The organism is Candidatus Pelagibacter sp. Uisw_130 (genome assembly GCF_047722505.1).
GTDB lineage: Bacteria > Pseudomonadota > Alphaproteobacteria > Pelagibacterales > Pelagibacteraceae > Pelagibacter.
The window spans coordinates 852,709-872,518 of sequence record NZ_CP159814.1; the positions used below are offsets into that span (position 1 = coordinate 852,709).

Genomic DNA, 19,810 nt, shown 5'->3' on the forward strand with positions numbered 1-19,810 from the left:
TAAAATATGAAAACATTTAGAGCTTTTGGCCCAACTATAGGAAAAAGTAAGTTATCCAAAAAAATTATTACTGCATTAAATGCTCACATTGACAAGTCTCAATTTTCTAAAAAAAATGATTACAGTTCTAAACTGGCAAGTCAAATTAAGAATGAAATCAAGATACCTAAAACAATAATTAATAAAACTTTATCTAAAGATTTAATAAAAAATATCAAAATTTATCTTGATAAGTCTGACGTAAAAAAAATTAAAGAAATTAAAATAATTAACCTATGGGTAGTTAGACAATTAAAAAATGAGTATAACCCTATTCATTATCATGATGGACAATTGTCAGGAGTTGGTTACCTTAGAATCCCAAAAGACATGAATCAAAATAAATTAGTTAAGAATAAAAAAATTAAAACTAATGGAACTATCGATTTTATTAATGGACAAAAGAACTTTTTGAGCAAAAGTATCTATAATTTAAATCCTAAACTAGGAGATCTATTGATTTTTCCTAATTATTTAATGCATACAGCCTACCCATTTAATGTTGATGGTGAGAGAAGATCTTTCTCTTTTAATGCTAAAATATTATTCAAAAAATAATTTGCTAATCAGTCTATTAAGTATATAAATATATTTACCGATTTGATCCATATTGCAGGTACTAACTGCTAAAAAGGAAATCATTAAATTAATTGGTAAGGGTAGTTGGACTATATTGTGCCCCTGGCATAAAGCTAAAGCACTAAAAAAGCAAGGAGTAGAGATGGATATAAATTTTTTTAAAAAAACAAGAGTTCTAGATGGTGGAATGGGTCAAGAATTATTAGCAAGAGGTGTTGAAGCAAATGGTACTCTCTGGAGTGCTAATGCATTATTGCATAAAAAATATCATCAGCTTTTGCTTGATACACACTTAGATTTTATAAATTCTGGTGCTGAAATTATTGTAACAACAACATTTACTACAAGAAGGATGAGATTAAGAGATAATGGTATTGAGGATAAATTTGAATACTTAAATACTAAAGCTGGTGAAATAGCTAAAAAGGCAAAAGATTTAAATCCACATATTTTAGTTGCTGGAGGATTGCCTCCTCAATATTTAACCTATGAAGCAGACACAAGATCTAATGATGAAATTAAAGAAAATTTCTATGATCAAGCAAAATTACTTGATCCTTTTATAGATTTTTTTTATTTTGATGTATTAAGTAGCGTAAGAGAGTTTAAATTAGCTATCGAAGCCATAAAAAGTTTCAACAAACCTTATCTAATTGGTGCTCATGTTTCGGAGGGAGTAAAGTTACCAAGTGGTGAAAATATTTCTGAGATTATCACAACAATAAATCACAAAAATTTACTTGGAATAATACTTTCTTGTGTATCACCAGAAAATTATGAAAAAAATCTTAATGAAATAAAAAGTTTAGATGTTCCATTTGGCTTTAAACTAAATGGGTTTATCACAACAAAACCTACAGCAGGTTACACAAATACTTTTAATAAAAGTAAAACAGGAAACCCAAATGAATTTCTGGGTCACAGAGAAGATCTAGTGCCAGAAAAGATGGCTTTATTTGTAAAAAAATTTAAAGAAGCTGGGGCCACTATTTTAGGAGGTTGCTGTGAAACCAGACCAGCACACATTAAGGAGATGGCTAAACTTAAATAATTTTTTTATTTCCTGCTTTTTTTACAAAATAGAGACCCACTAAAACTGCTAACAATGAAGTTAAAACTTTATCAGTAATTAATTCATCTAAAAATATATAACTTAAAATAATTCCAAAAATAGGTATTAAATAAGAAACTTGAGACTGAAATATTAGTCCATTATTCTTTAAAATTCTAAATCTAAGAAGCCATGCTAAACCTGTTGATACCAAACCAAGATAAACTACAGAAATACTTGACTCTATTGAGGGCGTAGTTTCCCAAGGTTTTTCTATAAAAGAAACTAATGGTATCAAAATTATTATGGCCCAGATTAATATTGATCCTGTTACATTTTCATTTTTTTTATCACTGATTTTAAGAGTTAAAACTCCACCTATGACATAACAGGTTGAGCCAAGTAAAATCATTAATGCAGAAAAAAAATTGTTATCATTAATTAAAAAATTATCTGAAAATAGATAAACAATTCCTGAAAAACCAATTAATATTCCAAATGTTTTAATAAAGTCAAATTTTTCATTTTTAGTAAAAAAATGTCCTAATACAGTTGAGCTTAATGGTGTAGTTGACATCAGTATTGCTGCTAAATTACTCTGAACTGATTTTACACCGTAGGCAATTAAAAAAAATGGCAGTACCAAATTTACAAATCCAATTATAGCAAACCAATACCAATCTTTAGAAAATGCTTCTATTTTAATTTTTTTGTAAAAACATAATAACAATACTGGAATAGATCCAAAAAAAACTCTCAAGAATGCAATCGTGATAGGCCCAAAAGACTCTGTTGCAATTTTAATATTGAAAAAAGCTGACGCCCATATTAAAGCTAAAACTACTAATAAGGTATAATCGATTAGTTTAGGTTGTCTCATTCAATTATATCTTTGATTTTTCCATTAGTAATTTTTTGAATATTAATAAAGTTTATTTTAAATACACAGTTTGGATGTCCTGCTGCAGCAAATAGTTCATTAAACCTTTCTAAGGAATTGTCTATTATAATCTCAATCTTGTTTAAATGACCAATGGGTGAAACACCACCAATTGTGTACCCAGTTTGGGTTTTAACTTCTTCTGGTGACGCCATTGAAATATTTTTTTTATCTTTAAATTTTTTAAGTTTATTTAATGAACACCTCTTATCTCCTGCTACTAAACATAAGATAAAATCATCCCCAGCCCTAAAAAGTAAGCTTTTGACAATCGCACCTACATTACAATCTAAAGCTTTAGCAGCGTCTTGTGCTGTTCTTGCTGAATCTTCTAAAGTAATTACCTCTAAAGATTGGTCAAAACTCTTAAGAAATTTTTCTGCTCTTTTAACGGGCTCTTTATCTAATAAGCTCATATTGCAACTATTAATTGATTGATAATTTAACAAATAATGATGTAATTCATATGTAAAAAACGCATAGGTGATATTTATTATTCAAGCAATATTATCAAGAAAATATTTGTTATCTATTGGATACAAAATTTAAAAAAGGGAGAAACTATGACTGCTGCTAACGTTTTAAAATTCATGAAGGAAAAAGAAGTTGAATTTGTTGACTTAAGATTTTCTGACCCAAGAGGTAAGCTTCAACACTTAACAATGGATCACACTATTGTTGATGAAGAAATGTTAAATGAAGGTGTGTTTTTTGATGGTTCATCTATTGCTGGTTGGAAGGCTATTAACGAGTCTGATATGATCTTAAAACCAGATACTTCAAGACTTATTATGGATCCTTTTACTTCACATAATACATTAATTCTTTTTTGTGATATTTTAGATGCTGTTAAAAGATCTCCTTATGAAAGAGACCCTAGAGGAACAGCTAAAAAAGCTGAAGAATACTTAAAGAAATCTGGCATTGGCGACAAAGCTTTTTTTGGTCCTGAACCAGAATTTTTTGTTTTTGACGATGTTAGAATTAACAATGATCCTAACAACACTGGTTTTAAAATAGATAGTAAAGAAGGTCCTTATAATTCTGGAACAGAGTATGCAAATGGAAATATGGGTCATAGACCCCCAGTAAAAGGTGGATATTTTCCAGTTCCTCCAGTTGATAGTGAACAAGACATGAGAGGTGAATACTTAAAAAGTTTAAAAGAAGTGGGTATTAAAGTTGAAAAACATCATCACGAAGTAGCACCTAGTCAACATGAGCTAGGAATGTACTTTGGAACACTTGTTGATCAAGCTGATAATGTTCAATTATATAAATATGTAGTTCAAATGGTTACTCACTCTTTTGGAAAAACTGCAACCTTTATGCCTAAACCAATCGCTGGTGACAATGGTTCTGGAATGCATATTCACCAATCAATTTGGAAAAATGATAAGCCAGTTTTTTCTGGTGATAAATATGCAGGGTTATCTGAAACTGCACTTCATTACATTGGTGGTATTTTAAAACATGCAAAAGCGATTAATGCTTTTTCAAATGCTACAACAAATAGTTATAAAAGATTAATTCCTGGCTTTGAAGCACCTGTGCTACTTGCTTACTCTGCAAGAAATAGATCCGCTTCTTGTCGTATACCAATTTCATTAAGTAAAAATGGTGCAAGATGTGAAATAAGATTTCCTGATGCCTCAGGAAACCCTTACTTAACTTTTGCTGCTATGCTTATGGCTGGTTTGGATGGAATTAAAAATAAGATACATCCAGGTGAATCTTTTGATAAAGATCTTTATGATTTACCCCCAGAAGAAGTTAAAAATATTCCAACTGTTTGCGGTTCATTAAGAGAGGCAATGGAAAGTTTAGATAAAGATAGAGAGTTTTTAACTGAAGGTGATGTATTTACTGACGATCAAATTGATGCTTACATCGCGTTAAAATTTGAAGAGATACACAGATTTGAACATGCACCTCATCCTGTAGAATTTGAGATGTATTACAGTAGCTAAGTTTAATTACTGTCTAGTAGTTGCGATTGTATCTTTGTTAATTCCTTTTTTAACAACGTAATCCTGTGTGCCGTTAGCACCAGTATTTACTTCTTTTCGAAGAGTCTTAAAGAAAGTTCTTTCTTTAAGTGACTTTTCTAAAGATTTAACAAGATTTTTAAATTCGAATTTGTTCATACCTATTTAATACCCTAGATATGTGATATTTGCAACACTGATATGCGTTAAAGTAATATTAAACTTTAAATGATTCACCACAACCACAACGCTCAGATTCATTAGGGTTATTGAATACAAATGATGATGAAAATTCCTCCTTTTTATAGTCCATTTCAGTACCTAATAAATACATAACAGCTGCAGCATCCACAAAAACCTTAACACCTTTGTCTTCAATTATTTCGTCTGATGGATTAATTTCTTTTGCATATTCCATTACATAAGACATACCAGCACAACCACCAGACTTAACTGCAACTCTAACACCAATTGAATTTGATTCAACTCCAGACATAATTTCTTTAATACGACTTGCAGCATTGTCACTTAATTTAATTATAGGATGCATTATAAATTTAACTCCAATTTAGCAGCTTCTGACATCATTGATTTTTCCCAAGGTGGCTCAAATACTAAATCTAGATCGACTTCTTCAATACCTTCTACTTGCATTGCACTATCTTTAACTTCCTGAGGTAAACTTTCTGCAACAGGACAATTTGGTGTAGTCAAGGTCATTATAATTTTAGCTTTAGACTCCTTCACCTTAACATCATAAATTAAACCTAATTCATAAATATTGACCGGTATCTCTGGGTCATAAATTTTTCTAATTTCAGCTATTACTTGTTCTCTTAAATCCATAATTTAATCTAATTTTTCAGTATTAATTTCTTCTTGAGTATTGTCAATTGCAGAAACTAAAGTATGCCATGATAAAGTAGCACATTTAACTCTCATTGGATATTTTTTTACTCCAGATAAGCACATTAATTTAGTTTTTTCATCCTCTTTTAAATTTTCTGAATTTAATTTAGGGTTTTCTTTTATCATCCCTAAAAAATCTTCCACAATTTCTTTAGCTTCATGTTCATTCTTACCTTTAATTAAGTCTGTCATAATTGAAGCTGACGCCATTGAGATAGCACAACCACTACCTTCAAAAGAAATATCTTCTACTATTTTTTGTCCATTAAGTTTTAAATAAACATGCACATTATCACCACATAAAGGATTATGTCCTTTAGCGTCTTTATTAAAATCATCAGTCTTACCAAGGTTTCTTGGATTTTTACCATGCTCTAGTATTATTTCTTGATATAATTCTTTTAAGTTCATTTTTGGTTAAAAATTTTTTTACAATTATTTATTGCATCATTAAGTTTATCTAAATCTTCTCTCGTATTATAAATTCCAACAGATGCTCGTGAGCTTGCAGGTATTTTTAATTTATCATGTAGAATTTGACAGCAATGATGACCTGCTCTTATTGCTACTCCATCTTCATCTAAAATAGTTGCTACATCATGTGGGTGAATACCTTCAATAGTAAAAGATAAAACTCCACCTTTATTTTTAGGGTTACCAATTAATTTAACTGAGTTGTTTTTTTGTAACAGTTTCTGCCCATATTCAACTAAGTCAGCTTCATGTTTCACCACATTATCTATACCAATTCTTTCTAAAAATTTAATAGACTGATCAAAAGCAATCACTTGAGCAGTAGCCATAGTTCCTGCTTCAAATTTATTGGGTAAATCACCATAAGAAATTCTATCTTTTTTAACTTCATTGATCATTCCACCGCCACCTTGATACGGTGGCAATTCTTCTAGCCATTTTTTTTTACCATACAAAATACCTAAACCAGTTGGACCATACATTTTGTGACAAGAAATTGCATAAAAGTCACAATCAAGATCTTGCATATCCAATCTTAAGTGGGGAGCACCCTGACAACCATCAACTACAACTATTATTCCTTTTGAATGAGCAAGTTCTGTTATTTCTTTAATCGGCAAAATAGCACCAGTAACATTTGATAAATGTGTAATTGAAATTACTTTTGTTCTAGAAGTAATTTTTTTTTCAATCTCTTCCAAAGTAACTTCCCCATCATCATTAATTTCAGCAAAATTAATTTTTATATTTTTGGATTTTCTTAGAAAGTGCCATGGAACATAATTGGAATGATGTTCCAACTCAGTAATAAGTACTTCATCACCTTCTTGTAAATAATTTTGACCCAATGTATTAGCAACTAAATTGAGTGCCTCAGTTGCACCTTTAGTAAAAACAATTTCATTTTTATCCTTGGCATTAATAAACCTTTGAACTGAAGTTCTTGTATTTTCATATAAGTTGGTAGCAGCAACAGCTAAATAATGAACACTTCTCCCTACATTAGAAAATTCTTTGGTATAAAAATCATTTATTCTATCTATTACAACTTTTGGTTTTTGAGAGGAATTTGCACTATCAAGATAAACTAAATCATTATTTTGAATTTTTTCGTCAAAAATAGGAAACTCTCTTTTTATCGTATCTATATTCATTCCTTAAGTCCAATCATGTTTTTTATTAAATTTTTAATTTCAGAATCTGTTATTTTTTCTATTACATCTAATAAAAAACCATTAATTAAAAGTTCTCTGGATTGTTGATAATTTAATCCCCTGGACATTAAATAAAATATTGAGTCCTCATCTAAACTACCTGATGCAGAACCATGTGAACATTTAACATCATCTGCATAAATTTCTAATTCTGGTTTTGCATTAAATTCAGATGCTTCACTTAATAAAATTGCTTTACTTAGTTGATATCCATCTGTTTTTTGTGCTTCTGAATTAACAAATATTTTTCCCTGATATACAGCTTTAGAACTATCGTCTAAAACACTTTTAATTAATTGATAGCTTTTAGTATTTTCTGTTAGATGATTTATAGTAGTTCTAACTTCATGGTGCCTATCATCAGAAAGAGAAAGAATACCATTTATAAATGCTGATGAATATTTTCCATTTAAGTTACAATTAATCTCATTCTTAAAAAAATGTGATCCAGATGATAAAATAAACGTTTCTGATATACTATTAGCAGCTTGTTCGATGTTGTTAAAAGAATATTTTACATTCTTATTTTCTATTTTATCAATTTTATAATTCTTTAAATTTGCATTTTGTTTTAAGTCAAAATTATAAAAAATATTTAAAAAATTTTTTTCTGAATTATCATTAAATAAATCTATTATTCTTAGAGAGCTATTTTCTTCTAATTGAAGATCTAAGCTTAAATTTATGTTTTTGGACTTAATCTTATCATTTGTTATATGATAAATTATTAAAGGTTTTACTAATTGATAATCTTTTTTAACCAAGATTTTATAAGATTTATTGGTAAAAGCCTTATTTAAATCAATTAACGAGTTAAAGTTATTTGACCTATCATCAATTTCTGGCTCATCAATTATTTCTATCTTATCTTTTTTTTCATAATCAAAATCAATTTTTTCAATCCTACCATTTATAAAGACAATCTTGTTATGTTCTGACCCATCAATAAATACTGATGTATCAATCTTATTTGATAATGAATAATCATTATAAAAACTAAGATCACCAATATTTTTTTTAATTATTTGATTTAAATCAGAAAATTTCCAGTTTTCTTGTCTTCTGTTTGGAAAACCTGTTTTTATAAATTCATTCAAAGAGTTTTGTTTAAGTTCAATATCTCTTTTAGTGAAACTTGAAGTTTTTATAATATTATCAAAATCTATTTGAAGCTGTTCTTTCATTAAATTAAAAACTTTCATATCCTTTTTTTTCTAGTTCTAAAGCTAATTCAGCTCCACCAGATTTGATAATTTTTCCATCTTTCAATACATGCACGAAATCAGGTTTAATATAATCTAGCAGCCTCTGATAATGGGTAATTATTAGAAAAGAATTTTTCTTATTCCTTAAAGAATTTACCCCATCGGCAACAATTTTTAAAGCATCAATATCTAATCCTGAGTCGGTTTCATCCAAAATTGATAACTTTGGTGTTAACAATGACATTTGCAAAATTTCATTTTTCTTTTTTTCTCCACCAGAAAAACCAACATTTAATTGTCTATTTAGTTTTTCTTCATCAAACTTAAGTTCTTTTGCTTTTTCTTTTACTAATTTCAAAAACTCGATAGCATCAAGCTCCTTTTCACCTCTTGCTTTTTTTACTGCATTTAATGAAGTTTTTAAAAATATATTCGTATTAACTCCAGGAATTTCTAAAGGATACTGAAATGCTAAGAAGATACCTTTGTGTGCTCTTTCCTCTGTTTCTAAATCAAATAAATTTTTATTTTCAAAAAGAATCTCACCTGAAACTTCATATCCTTTTTTACCTGATAAAATATTTGATAACGTACTTTTTCCAGATCCATTTGGACCCATTATAGCATGAACCTCTCCTGGGTTTATTTCAAGAGAAAGCCCCTTTAAAATTTCTTTGCTATCTATCTTTGCGTTTAATTTATTTATCTTTAACATTAGCCAACACTTCCTTCCAAACTAATACCAACTAACTTTTGAGCTTCTACAGCAAATTCCATCGGTAGCTGTTGTAATACCTCTTTACAAAATCCATTCACTATTAATCCAACTGCTTCTTCTTGACTCAAACCTCTTTGCTGACAATAATGAAGTTGTTCTTCACTTATTTTTGAAGTTGTTGCCTCGTGAGCAATATTTGATTCTGAGTTTTTATTTTTAATATATGGAACTGTATGTGCTCCACACTTATTACCCATTAATAATGAATCACATTGAGTATAATTACTAGAATTTGATGCTTTAGAGGAAATATCAACAAGGCCTCTGTAAGTCATATCTGAAAATCCTGCGCTTATTCCTTTTGAAATAATTTTACTCTTTGTATTTTTACCTAAATGTATCATTTTTGTGCCTGTGTCAGCTTTTTGATGATTATTTGTAATTGCAATTGAATAAAACTCTCCAATTGAATTGTCCCCTTTTAAGATGCAACTTGGATATTTCCAGGTAATAGCAGATCCTGTTTCTACTTGTGTCCACGAAATTTTAGAATTTTTACCTTTGCACAAACCTCGTTTGGTAACAAAATTATATATTCCACCTTTTCCATCTTTATCTCCAGGATACCAATTTTGAACTGTGGAATATTTTATTTCAGCATCATCTAGTGCTATTAACTCTACATTAGCAGCATGCAATTGATTTTCATCTCTCATAGGAGCTGTGCAACCTTCTAAATAACTTACATAACTTCCTTTATCTGCAACAATTAAAGTTCTTTCAAACTGACCTGTATTTGAGGCATTAATTCTAAAGTAAGTAGATAATTCCATCGGACATCTTACGCCCTCAGGTATATATGCGAACGAACCATCAGTAAAAACAGCAGAATTAAGAGTTGCAAAAAAGTGATCAGTTGTAGGAATTACAGATCCTAGATATTTCTTAACTAGCTCAGGATGATTTTGAATAGCCTCCGATATAGGACAAAAGATAATTCCTAGTTTAAACAGTTCTTCTCTAAAAGTTGTGGCAACTGATACCGAATCAAATACTGCATCAACTGCAATACCATTTAATCTTGCTTGTTCTTGAAGTGGGATCCCAAGTTTTTTATATGTTTCTAAAAGTTTTGGATCTAATTCGTCTAAACTTTTAGGTTTATCATCCATACTTTTTGGTGCTGAATAATAATATAAATCTTGATAATCAATTTTTGGATACTTAGGTTTTTGCCAATCTGGTTCTTTTAATTGTTTAAATCTTTCAAATGCTTTTAATCTAAAATCAAGCATCCATTTAGGTTCTTTTTTAATATTTGAAATAAATTTAATTACTTCTTCATTTAAGCCTTTGGGTGCTGTTATACTTTCAATGTCAGTTGAAAATCCATATTTATAATCTTTTAATTTTTCTATTTCTTTTTCTCTAGCGTCCATTTTAATTTCTACTTTCTGATGAGTTGCTTATAAGATCTTTTAAATTCTTTTGTTCAAAAAAGTGATTGATATGAACCTCAAGTTCATCCCATAAATTATGAGTGATACATTTTGTAGTCTTACTATTGCATCCTTTTTTAGACTCCTTCTTACATTGAACAGTTTTAACTTCTTCATCTACAGCACTAAGTATGTTTGCTAATTTAATTTCTTCTGGTTCTTTATTTAAGATATAACCTCCATTAGTTCCTCTAATGCTTTTTACGATATTATATTTTTTTAACTTAGAAAAAATTTGCTCTAAAAAATCCAAAGAAATTCCTTGTCTTAACGATATATCTCTTAAAGATACTGGATTAACACTATTGAACTTAGCAAGGTCAGCTAAAGCCATTACCGCATATCTACCTTTTGATGTTAATTTCATATTTACCCTTATTTAAGAAGGCTTTTTATACAAACTTGACTAAATTAGTCAAGTATACAATATAAAAAAAAAGATAACATATTGTCGCTTAGTTATGATAAGTGTATTTTTTTTTGAGAATAATAATCAATATCATTTATGGATAACAAAATAGTAGAAGTATTTATACCTGGACCTGCTGGAAGAATGGAAGCCAAGTATTACAAGAGTGAAAAAATTACATCACCAATAGCATTAGTATTACAACCTCATCCTCAATATGGCGGAACAATGAATAATAAAGTTGTGGTTGATACGTTTCATACGTTTATGGAAAATGGATTTTCTGTATGTAGAGTAAACTTTAGAGGTGTTGGAAAAAGTGATGGTGAGTTTGATAATGGTCAAGGTGAACTAGCTGATGCAGCTGCAGCCCTAGATTGGTTAGAGCGTGAAAATTTTGACAACTCTCAATGTTGGGTTTCAGGATTTTCTTTTGGATCACTAATTGCAATGCAATTACTAATGAGAAGACCAGAAATAAATAGATTTATTGCAATCTCTCCACAACCAAATGTATATGACTTTTCATTTTTATCTCCTTGTCCTACTTCAGGTTTGATGATTTATGGAAAAAAGGATGAGTTAGTTCCCCTGGAACATATTACAGATCTAGATAAAAGATTAAGTGCCCAAAAAGGTATTAAGGTTGACTTTCAAGCTATAAATGAGGCTAATCATTTTTTTAATAAAACAGAAGATGTATTGGTAAAAAGCTTAGACAAGTATATCAAAAAAGAATCTGCTTTATTTTAATCTTAATAGTTTTTGACTAAATCTCCACCTGTGCAAGATTTTTTTACATTTGTTGTATTGGTAAATGAAATTGGTTTTTTAAGTAAAGATCTAATCGCAAGATAAGCAAAAGCTTGGGACTCAACAAAATCACCATTAATATTAAAGTCATCAATTAAACTTAAAGTAATATTATTTGGTAATTTTTTTCTAATATTTTCAATTAGAGTTAAATTTTTTCTACCCCCACCACAAACTAATATATTTATTTTTTCATTTTGATAAATTTTGGTTATATTAGTTATTGATTGATAGATTATTTCGCTAGTAAATTTAGTTAATGTTGAAAGTCCGTTCTCATATGATAAGCCTCTTACAAAACTAAGATCAAAGTCTTTAATATCAAACGAAAGATTGTCACCAATTTTAATATTATCAAAATTTTCTATCGCCTGATTTAGAATAGTTTTATCTATTTTTCCAACACTCGCTGCTTTGCCACCATCATCAAATCTATTATTAGTGTGTTTTCTAACCCATTCATCTAACAAGCAATTACCAGGTCCTATATCTTGACTTTTTAAATCTTCTTTTTTATCTGATATAATAATAGTGATATTTGCAATTCCGCCAATATTTAAAACACAAACGGGCAATTTCATATGAGCTTTATTTATAAGTAAGTTATGAAAGATTGGTGCTAATGGTGCTCCCTGCCCTCCATTGGCAATATCATTGGCTCTAAAATTATAAACTACATCTTTTTTTAAAAGATTTGATAGTAAGGATCCATCACCTAATTGTTTTGAAATTTTTTGGTTAGCATCATGAAAAATTGTTTGTCCATGAAACCCAACTAAATCTATTTCATTAACATTTTTATTAATAATTTTATTGCAGATTTTAGCATGAAATAGTGTTATTTTTCTCTCAATATCATTAATTAGTTTTGAATTAAGAATTATATCATTTGCAGAGTTAATTTTGTTTCTAAGGTTTACTAAATCCCTATATAAATCTCCATCATATTCAAAATATTCGTTAAAAATTGACTCATATTGCTTCTCTCCATCTGAACTAATAATTGATGCGTCTACACCGTCCATTGATGTGCCACTCATCAAACCCAAAGAGGTATAAATTTTTTCCATTCTTATTTTTTAAATAAATATTGTATATTCTAGATATCATATTTATGAATAATTTTTTAAAAGAATTTAGAGATAGAGGATTTTTTTACCAGTGCACAGGTGAAGAAAATTTATCTCAGTTATTGGATAAAGAAAAAATAAGTGCTTATATAGGTTTTGATTGTACTGCTGAGAGTCTTCATGTTGGAAGTTTACTACAAATCATGTGTCTTAGATTGTTACAAAAACATGGTCATCGTCCTATAGTCTTATTGGGTGGTGGAACAACTAGAATTGGAGATCCCTCAGGAAAAGATAAAACTAGAACCATTTTATCGGAAGAGGAAATTGAGAAAAATATTAGTAATATTGAAAAAATTTTAAAAAATTTTTTAGATGATAAAGATCCAAACACTAAGCCTATATTTGTAAATAATTACTCTTGGTTAAAAAGTTTAAATTACATATCTTTTTTGAGAGATATTGGAAAACACTTTACCATAAATAAAATGTTAAGTTTTGATAGTGTAAAAACGAGACTAGAGAGAGAGCAATCTTTAAGTTACATGGAGTTTAATTATATGATTTTACAAGCATATGATTTTCTTGAATTAAATAAAAAAGAAAATTGCATGTTACAAATTGGTGGTTCAGATCAATGGGGGAATATTGTTAATGGTGTTGATCTAATTAAGCGACATTCTAACAACCATGTCTACGGTTTGACGACACCACTGATCACGCTGGCGTCAGGTGCCAAAATGGGTAAGACTGAGACTGGTGCAGTTTGGTTGGATAAAAAATTTCTTTCAGCATATGATTATTGGCAATTTTGGAGAAATATAGATGATCGAGATGTTTTGAAGTTCTTAAAAATTTTCACCAACATTTCAATAGAAGAAATAGAAAAGATTAAAGATAAAGATATTAATGAATTAAAAATTTTATTAGCCAATGAAACAACAACAATGTTGCATGGTAAAGATGAGGCTAAAATCTCTAAAGAAACAGCCCAACAAACTTTTGTTGAAAATACACTTGGGGATAATTTACCATCAATTTCAATTGAAGAAAAAATGTTAGATAATCAAGTTAATATTGTAGATCTAATAGTAATGTCAAAATTAGAAACTTCTAAAAGTGAGATTAGAAGGTTAATAAAAGGAAATGGGATTAAAATAAACGCACAAACTATTTCTGATGAAAAATTAGTTATCACTAAATCTTTATTTAAAAAAAAACTAATCAAACTTTCTTTGGGTAAAAAAAAACATATTAAAGTTGAATTAACTTAATTTTTTTTTATTTTCTCTAATGTCCTGGTGATAAATCTAGGTGTTAAAGTTTTAATTGGATTTACTGTTGTTGATAAATCTTTTGGTGGTCCTTTAACTTTAAAACTAACACCAAAAACACCTTCACCAATTTTATCTCCAATTAACAGGTCTCCTAAAAAAGGTATAGAGGCAATAGTTCTGTTTATTGTTGTGGCAGGAACTAAGGTTCCACGGAGACTAACTAGTTTATTCTTTTCTATATATCCATCCATTAATATAGAGACGGCTGGTCCAATAGCATACATTTCCTCAATTTTGGTAAGGTTTTTTTGATTTGAAAACTTCATTTCTAGTTCAGTAAACCTAATACCTTCACCAGTTAGAACATCGGCAATTCCTTGTAACGAAGCAAGACTTAAAAGTTTTGCAAAAATAGGTACTTCTTGAACTTTAAAGTTATCAATAATTAATACTGAATTAGAAACGTTATCTTTTTTAATTGAATTAAAATTTAAATACCCTTCTTCAAACCCTTTAATAAAATTATATCTTTTAATTAGAGGTTTTGGATAATCTGTAGATAACCTCGTAACAATTTCCATTGCTTCATTAGTGTGAATTATAAGGTTAATTTTTTTATTATTTGGAAATATTGAATCCAATTTTAGATTATTAATCTTATTATCTTTAAAGTTTATATAGCCTGATAAATTATTTAAATAACTAACTTCGTCAATATATGTTTTTTTGATTTTAATATCAATTCTTGTATTTAAGTTTTTAAAAACTGAGGAGTCGTCATCATTGTTCATTATATCATTTATGAATTTTGCGAGATCAAGGCTATCTCCCTCTAAAATAAAATTAGAATTATTTTTTTTTAAATTAACTTTATTAAAAAAATTTTTATTATTTTTATAATCAGTATTGAGTGAACCTATATCAATAATTTTAAAAGTTGGTCCTAGTTTCAAATTATTGATTAGAATTTTATTTTTTCCCTCCTCTAAAGTGATAAATTCAAAGTTTGTTTGACCGTTCTTCTTTAAATTTCCATTAATTGAAATTGTTGAATTAATTCCTTCTTTTTTTTTATAATCCAGAAAGTCTATGATTAAGGGATTATTTTTGATATTTAATTTAACACTAAATAAAGATTGATTATTATTCTTAATAAATTCATAAGATAATTGCTCAACTTTATCTGTTAAAAAAATATTGCCGTTACCATTAATAGATAATTTATCTTTACTGTATTTAATTCTAATTTTTTGGTTCTCAAATTTTATCTCTTTTTTTATTTTTGGAATGTAAGGTTTTAAATTGATACGCTCTTCAATGAGTGTTAAATGATCTAGATCGATATTAGTTTCTACTTTAATATTGTTAAATTTTAGTTTTTTATTAACCGTAAATGAAAAATTATTTTTTGAACTTAATTTAATCTTATCTATGTTAAGGTTATTGAAAAAATCTCCTAATATTATTGTTAAATTTTTTTCTTTTAGCTGCTGTACCTGTGTTAACAAAGATCCCTGAATAAAATATAAATCTTTTTTATCTTCAATTTGAATAAATGGTGAGTTAAGTTTTATCTTATTAAATTCTGCATTTATTTTATTTAATGAATATTTGTTTTCACTTATTTGAAATGAAAAATTCAAATCTCTAACACTTGATTTATTTAGTAAATTTAATCTTGTGTTATTAACAAGTCCTTTAATTAGATAGTCACTTTTTATTTTTCCCTGATCATCAAAATTTATATTAATGTCTGCTTCTATATTTCCCTCTTTAACGATTGTGTTAAGGATGAATAATTGGGGGGTGTTGTGAATTGTTCTTGCTAATAATATTAAATCATTAATTTTAACATCTGCCGTAGTAATCTGTAAATCATCAATCAAAAATTGTTCATTAATTAAAGATTTTAAAGATATATTTGTCTTGATAGTATTTATTTTGATTTTGCTATTATCGACTAGTATTTGGGGATTTTTAGTAGTGATATTAACACTAAAATTGTATGGATTTAATAAATAGGTTACATCACTTAATTTAAGGTTAATTTTATTATTAATTTCTAAAGCACTTTTCTTAATTTGATTGTTAAATTTATCTGTTTTTATTCCAAAGTAGCTTAAGTAAATTATTAATATAATTAAAATGAAAATAATGGTTAATAAAATTTTAATTAATCCTTTTATCATTCAACTTTATACAATGAACTCTCTAGAAAGTCGTCAATTTCTCCATCTAATACTTTGTCAGGATTAGAACTTTCAAAATTAGTTCTATTATCTTTTACCATCCTATAAGGGTGTAAAACATAAGACCTAATTTGGTGACCCCATCCTATTTCTGATTTAGAAGATTCTACAGTTTGACTTTCTTTCTCTCTTTTCTTCATCTCAAAGTCATAGAGTCTAGCTTTAAGCATATTCATGCAAGTTTCTTTGTTTTTATGTTGAGATCTCTCATTTTGACATTGGACAACAATTTTTGATGGAATGTGAGTAATTCTAACGGCACTATCCGTTGTATTAACATGCTGTCCACCTGCTCCACTAGATCTATACGTGTCTATTCTTAAATCTTTTTCAATAATTTCAATATCAATATTTTCATCTACAACTGGATATATCCATACACTAGCAAAACTAGTGTGTCTTCTTGCTCCAGAATCAAATGGAGAAATTCTTACCAATCTATGAATTCCTGACTCTGATTTTAACCATCCAAAAACATATTCTCCTTGAATTTTTATGGTGGACGATTTTAAACCTGCCTCATCTCCTTTATGTTCGTTTATTAATTCAGATTTGAAACCTTTTATATCAGACCATTTTAGATACATTCTTCTAAGCATTTCTGCCCAGTCCTGGCTTTCGGTACCTCCAGCACCAGCATGAACTTCTACATAACAATCCAAGTTATCGGTTTCATTTGATAGAAAACATTTAGTTTCATTTTGTTTTGCTATTTTTTTCAGTTTTATAATGCTATCTAAAACTTCAGTAATTATTGATTGATTTTTTTCTTCTATAGCTAAATCATTTAATTCATTTAAATCTATAAGGGACCTGAAGGAACTATCATATGAATTTATCAGATCTTCATATAATTTTTTTTCTTTGATAATCTTTTGAGAAATTGATTTATTTTGCCAGAAATCAATTTCTAATATTTTTTGATTATTTTTTTCTAACTTTTGACGAATATCATTTTTTTCAAAGATACTCCTTAACTCTTTGGTTAATTTTTTCTATTTCTAACTTGTGATTTATGTATTCATTTTCCATTAGTAGAATCTTAATATATTTTTGTTTTTTAATCTATTGTTAATATCTTGATCTGTAATGTCATATGTTTGTAAATTTTTATAAGCTTCAATTATAGTTGATTTTGTGTTGTTGTCTGGTTTTTTTCCTGTAATAGGATCTATAACTCTCATAATAATATTATCTGCTACCTTAAATGGCCTTGCATCTTCTTTTTTTATAGCGCCTTTTACAAAATTTTTAAAAATTGGTAATGCAGTTTTTGCACCTGTTTCATATCTTCCTAATGATTTTGGATTATCTGAGCCAACATAAACTCCAATTGTTAACTTTGAAGTAAATCCTACAAACCAAGTATCGGTATTACTATTGGTAGTTCCTGTCTTACCCCCCAAATCTAAATTTAAATCTTTTAAATTTTTTCCTGTTCCATTTTGAACTGTACCTTCTAATATTGATGTCATTTGATAGGCAGTTTCAGCTGAAAATATTTGTAAAAACTCATCTTCTATATTTGGGTAGTTTTTGCTTAAAAAAGACACCTGATCACAATTTAAGCATTTTCTTTTTTCATTATTAAATATCGTATTCCCTTCACTATCTTGAATTCGGTCAATCATTATTGGTTTTATAAGTTTTCCTCCATTAACAAATGATGCATAGGCAGATGTCAATTTTAAGAGCGTTGTTTCAGTAGAGCCTAATGAAATTGACAAAAGTTCACTAGGGTTTTCATAAATGCCTAGTTTTTTTGAAAAATTAACTATTTTTTTAATTCCAAGATCTTGGGCAATTCTAACAGTCATTAGATTTCTAGATTTTTCCAACCCCATTCTTAAAGTGGAAGGTCCATAGAATTTTTTTCCATAGTTTTCTGGTTTCCACATTTTTAGATCTAATCCCTGTTCCAAAACTAATGGTGCATCTAATATTAATGTTGATGGTGTGTATCCATTTTCAAGAGCCAAAGCGTATATAAAAGGTTTAAATGCAGACCCAGGCTGTCTTAATGCCTGCGTGGCTCTGTTAAATTCACTTTGCATAAAGCTAAAACCACCACTCAACGCTAATACTCTACCAGTAAATGGGTCCATGACTACTATACCACCATTCACTTCTGGTAGTTGCCTTAACGCGAATACATTTTTATTTATATTTTCAACATAAATTATGTCTCCAATTTTTAATATTTCGTTAAATTCTTTTTTAACCCATGTGATATTTTCATATTTAACAATTCCACTTATCTTTTTTTCTGTTTCAATTTCAACTGAAAACTTATTAACTTTTTTTATTATTGCTAAATCCCAATTGATTGAATTTTCTAATCTGAGTTTATCGAGATCATTATTCCAGTCATCTATATTTTTACTACTTGATACAGGCCCTCTCCAACCTTTTCTTTTATCATAACTTATCAAGCCCTCTCTTAAAGATTTTATAGCAATTTTTTGTAAATTTAAATTTATTGGAGTACTAATGTTTAACCCCTGTTTATAAACTTTGTCAAAACCAAGTTTGTCAATTACATCTTTTCTAATATCCTCTACATAATAACTTGTATCTTCTGTAAAGGTTTTTTTTCTTTTTTTAAGATTAATTTTATTATCAATAAATTTTTGATAATTTTTTTCATCTATATATCCATTTTCTAATAGATTTTTTAAAACAAGATCTCTTCTAAATTTTGCTAACTTAATATTTTTATAAGGATTATATCTACTTGGGGCTTTGGGTAATGCTGCCAATAAAGCAGCCTCATCATAATTCAATTCACTAATTGGTTTATCAAAGTATTCGAGACTTGCTGAAGCAACACCATATGCCCCTCCCCCAAGATAAATTTGATTTAAATAAAGTTCCAATATCCTTTCTTTTGAAAGGGCTCGTTCAATTCTAAATGCAAGAATGGCTTCTTTTATTTTTCTATTAAAACTTACTTCATTTGTTAATAAAAAATTTTTTGCTACTTGTTGAGTTATGGTTGAGGCACCTTCTAATCTTTTTGATGCCAATATATTAGATACATTGTTTACTACAGCTCTAAGTACTCCCCGTGCATCAACACCAGGGTGAGAAAAAAAATTCTTATCTTCAGCTGACAAAAAGGAGTTGATTACTTTTTGAGATATTGCATTATAAGGAACAAAAATTCTTTTTTCTGAGGAAAAATCATTTACCAATTCGCCCTCTCCTGAGTAAACTTTACTTGAAACAGCTGGTTTATAGTTCTTAAGAAATTTATAATCTGGTAAGTTATTAGAAAAAGCCCATAAAACTGCTATTATGCTGAATGCGGACAATAGACCAAAGCTAAAAATTAGTATAAAAATATTTTTAATTATTCGGTGCATTTAAGTTTAAT

Annotated in this window: 20 protein-coding genes and 1 riboswitch; of the genes, 5 read left to right on the top strand and 15 right to left on the bottom strand. The window is 28.5% G+C overall.

Annotated features, from left to right (window positions below; all coding sequences use genetic code 11):
- Positions 1–6: 6 nt before the first annotated feature.
- Entirely contained in the window at positions 7–597 is a 591-nt protein-coding gene (locus ABXT55_RS04685) for a 2OG-Fe(II) oxygenase family protein (RefSeq protein ID WP_415284152.1), read from the top strand.
- 90 nt (positions 598–687) lie between these two features.
- A riboswitch (SAM riboswitch) is annotated at positions 688–751 on the top strand.
- A 9-nt stretch (positions 752–760) separates the two neighbouring features.
- A complete protein-coding gene (locus tag ABXT55_RS04690) occupies positions 761–1,669 on the top strand; it encodes a homocysteine S-methyltransferase family protein (protein ID WP_415284153.1) in 909 nt (302 codons plus the stop codon).
- Here the strand turns inward: ABXT55_RS04690 and ABXT55_RS04695 are convergent.
- The gene (locus ABXT55_RS04695; protein WP_415284154.1) at positions 1,662–2,549 is read right to left on the bottom strand and encodes a DMT family transporter; all 888 of its coding nucleotides are present in this window, start codon (positions 2,547–2,549) and stop codon (positions 1,662–1,664) included. The genes ABXT55_RS04690 and ABXT55_RS04695 overlap by 8 nt on opposite strands.
- Positions 2,546–3,025, bottom strand: coding sequence for a YbaK/EbsC family protein (locus ABXT55_RS04700; RefSeq protein ID WP_415284156.1), 480 nt, complete (start codon positions 3,023–3,025; stop codon positions 2,546–2,548). The genes ABXT55_RS04695 and ABXT55_RS04700 overlap by 4 nt, the downstream gene beginning before the upstream one ends.
- Positions 3,026–3,172: 147 nt before the next feature.
- Here ABXT55_RS04700 and glnA point away from each other — a divergent pair, with 147 nt between their 5' ends.
- Entirely contained in the window at positions 3,173–4,579 is a 1,407-nt protein-coding gene (gene glnA, locus ABXT55_RS04705; protein WP_415284157.1) for a type I glutamate--ammonia ligase, read from the top strand.
- Positions 4,580–4,585: 6 nt separating this feature from the next.
- Here the strand turns inward: glnA and ABXT55_RS04710 are convergent, their stop codons facing one another.
- Genes ABXT55_RS04710 through ABXT55_RS04750 form a run of 9 tightly spaced genes read right to left on the bottom strand, consistent with a single transcriptional unit; the run spans position 4,586 to position 10,983 of the window.
- A complete protein-coding gene (locus tag ABXT55_RS04710) occupies positions 4,586–4,756 on the bottom strand; it encodes a hypothetical protein (protein ID WP_006997167.1) in 171 nt (56 codons plus the stop codon).
- A gap of 58 nt (positions 4,757–4,814) precedes the next feature.
- The gene (locus ABXT55_RS04715; protein ID WP_415284158.1) at positions 4,815–5,147 is read right to left on the bottom strand and encodes a HesB/IscA family protein; all 333 of its coding nucleotides are present in this window, start codon (positions 5,145–5,147) and stop codon (positions 4,815–4,817) included.
- Positions 5,147–5,443 carry an iron-sulfur cluster assembly protein gene (locus tag ABXT55_RS04720; RefSeq protein WP_006997169.1) on the bottom strand — a complete coding sequence of 99 codons (297 nt, stop codon included), beginning with the start codon at positions 5,441–5,443 and terminating at the stop codon, positions 5,147–5,149. The genes ABXT55_RS04715 and ABXT55_RS04720 overlap by 1 nt, the downstream gene beginning before the upstream one ends.
- A gap of 3 nt (positions 5,444–5,446) precedes the next feature.
- Positions 5,447–5,917, bottom strand: coding sequence for a Fe-S cluster assembly sulfur transfer protein SufU (sufU, locus tag ABXT55_RS04725; protein WP_415284159.1), 471 nt, complete (start codon positions 5,915–5,917; stop codon positions 5,447–5,449).
- Positions 5,914–7,134, bottom strand: coding sequence for an aminotransferase class V-fold PLP-dependent enzyme (locus tag ABXT55_RS04730; protein WP_415284160.1), 1,221 nt, complete (start codon positions 7,132–7,134; stop codon positions 5,914–5,916). Before ABXT55_RS04730 ends, sufU begins: the two co-directional genes overlap by 4 nt.
- Entirely contained in the window at positions 7,131–8,396 is a 1,266-nt protein-coding gene (sufD, locus tag ABXT55_RS04735) for a Fe-S cluster assembly protein SufD (RefSeq protein WP_415284161.1), read from the bottom strand. Before sufD ends, ABXT55_RS04730 begins: the two co-directional genes overlap by 4 nt.
- On the bottom strand, positions 8,383–9,114 hold the full coding sequence (sufC, locus tag ABXT55_RS04740) for a Fe-S cluster assembly ATPase SufC (RefSeq protein ID WP_415284162.1): 732 nt from the start codon (positions 9,112–9,114) through the stop codon (positions 8,383–8,385). The genes sufD and sufC overlap by 14 nt, the downstream gene beginning before the upstream one ends.
- Positions 9,114–10,556, bottom strand: a complete 1,443-nt coding sequence (gene sufB, locus ABXT55_RS04745; protein WP_415284163.1) for a Fe-S cluster assembly protein SufB — start codon at positions 10,554–10,556, stop codon at positions 9,114–9,116. The genes sufC and sufB overlap by 1 nt, the downstream gene beginning before the upstream one ends.
- A gap of 1 nt (position 10,557) precedes the next feature.
- Positions 10,558–10,983, bottom strand: a complete 426-nt coding sequence (locus ABXT55_RS04750) for an RrF2 family transcriptional regulator (RefSeq protein WP_006997175.1) — start codon at positions 10,981–10,983, stop codon at positions 10,558–10,560.
- A 138-nt stretch (positions 10,984–11,121) separates the two neighbouring features.
- On the opposite strand from ABXT55_RS04750, the gene ABXT55_RS04755 reads away from it, so the two are divergent.
- Entirely contained in the window at positions 11,122–11,778 is a 657-nt protein-coding gene (locus ABXT55_RS04755) for an alpha/beta hydrolase (RefSeq protein ID WP_415284164.1), read from the top strand.
- Between the two features lie 2 nt (positions 11,779–11,780).
- On the opposite strand, the gene ABXT55_RS04760 is transcribed toward ABXT55_RS04755, so the two are convergent.
- Positions 11,781–12,908, bottom strand: coding sequence for an anhydro-N-acetylmuramic acid kinase (locus ABXT55_RS04760; RefSeq protein ID WP_415284165.1), 1,128 nt, complete (start codon positions 12,906–12,908; stop codon positions 11,781–11,783).
- A gap of 44 nt (positions 12,909–12,952) precedes the next feature.
- Here ABXT55_RS04760 and tyrS point away from each other — a divergent pair, with 44 nt between their 5' ends.
- Positions 12,953–14,182 (top strand): tyrosine--tRNA ligase, encoded by a 1,230-nt coding sequence (gene tyrS / locus ABXT55_RS04765; protein ID WP_415284166.1) that lies wholly within the window; start codon positions 12,953–12,955, stop codon positions 14,180–14,182.
- Here tyrS and ABXT55_RS04770 read toward each other — a convergent pair.
- The 3 genes from ABXT55_RS04770 to ABXT55_RS04780 form a co-directional block, all read right to left on the bottom strand.
- Positions 14,179–16,374 carry a hypothetical protein gene (locus tag ABXT55_RS04770; RefSeq protein ID WP_415284167.1) on the bottom strand — a complete coding sequence of 732 codons (2,196 nt, stop codon included), beginning with the start codon at positions 16,372–16,374 and terminating at the stop codon, positions 14,179–14,181. The genes tyrS and ABXT55_RS04770 overlap by 4 nt on opposite strands.
- Positions 16,371–17,466, bottom strand: a protein-coding gene (gene prfB, locus ABXT55_RS04775) for a peptide chain release factor 2 (RefSeq protein WP_415284168.1) whose coding sequence is annotated in 2 segments (ribosomal slippage) — positions 16,371–17,411 and positions 17,413–17,466 — 1,095 coding nt in all. Because the reading frame shifts where the segments join, the coding sequence is not laid out codon by codon here. The genes ABXT55_RS04770 and prfB overlap by 4 nt, the downstream gene beginning before the upstream one ends.
- Entirely contained in the window at positions 17,466–19,799 is a 2,334-nt protein-coding gene (locus tag ABXT55_RS04780) for a penicillin-binding protein 1A (RefSeq protein WP_415284169.1), read from the bottom strand. The genes prfB and ABXT55_RS04780 overlap by 1 nt, the downstream gene beginning before the upstream one ends.
- Between the last annotated feature and the right edge of the window lie 11 nt (positions 19,800–19,810).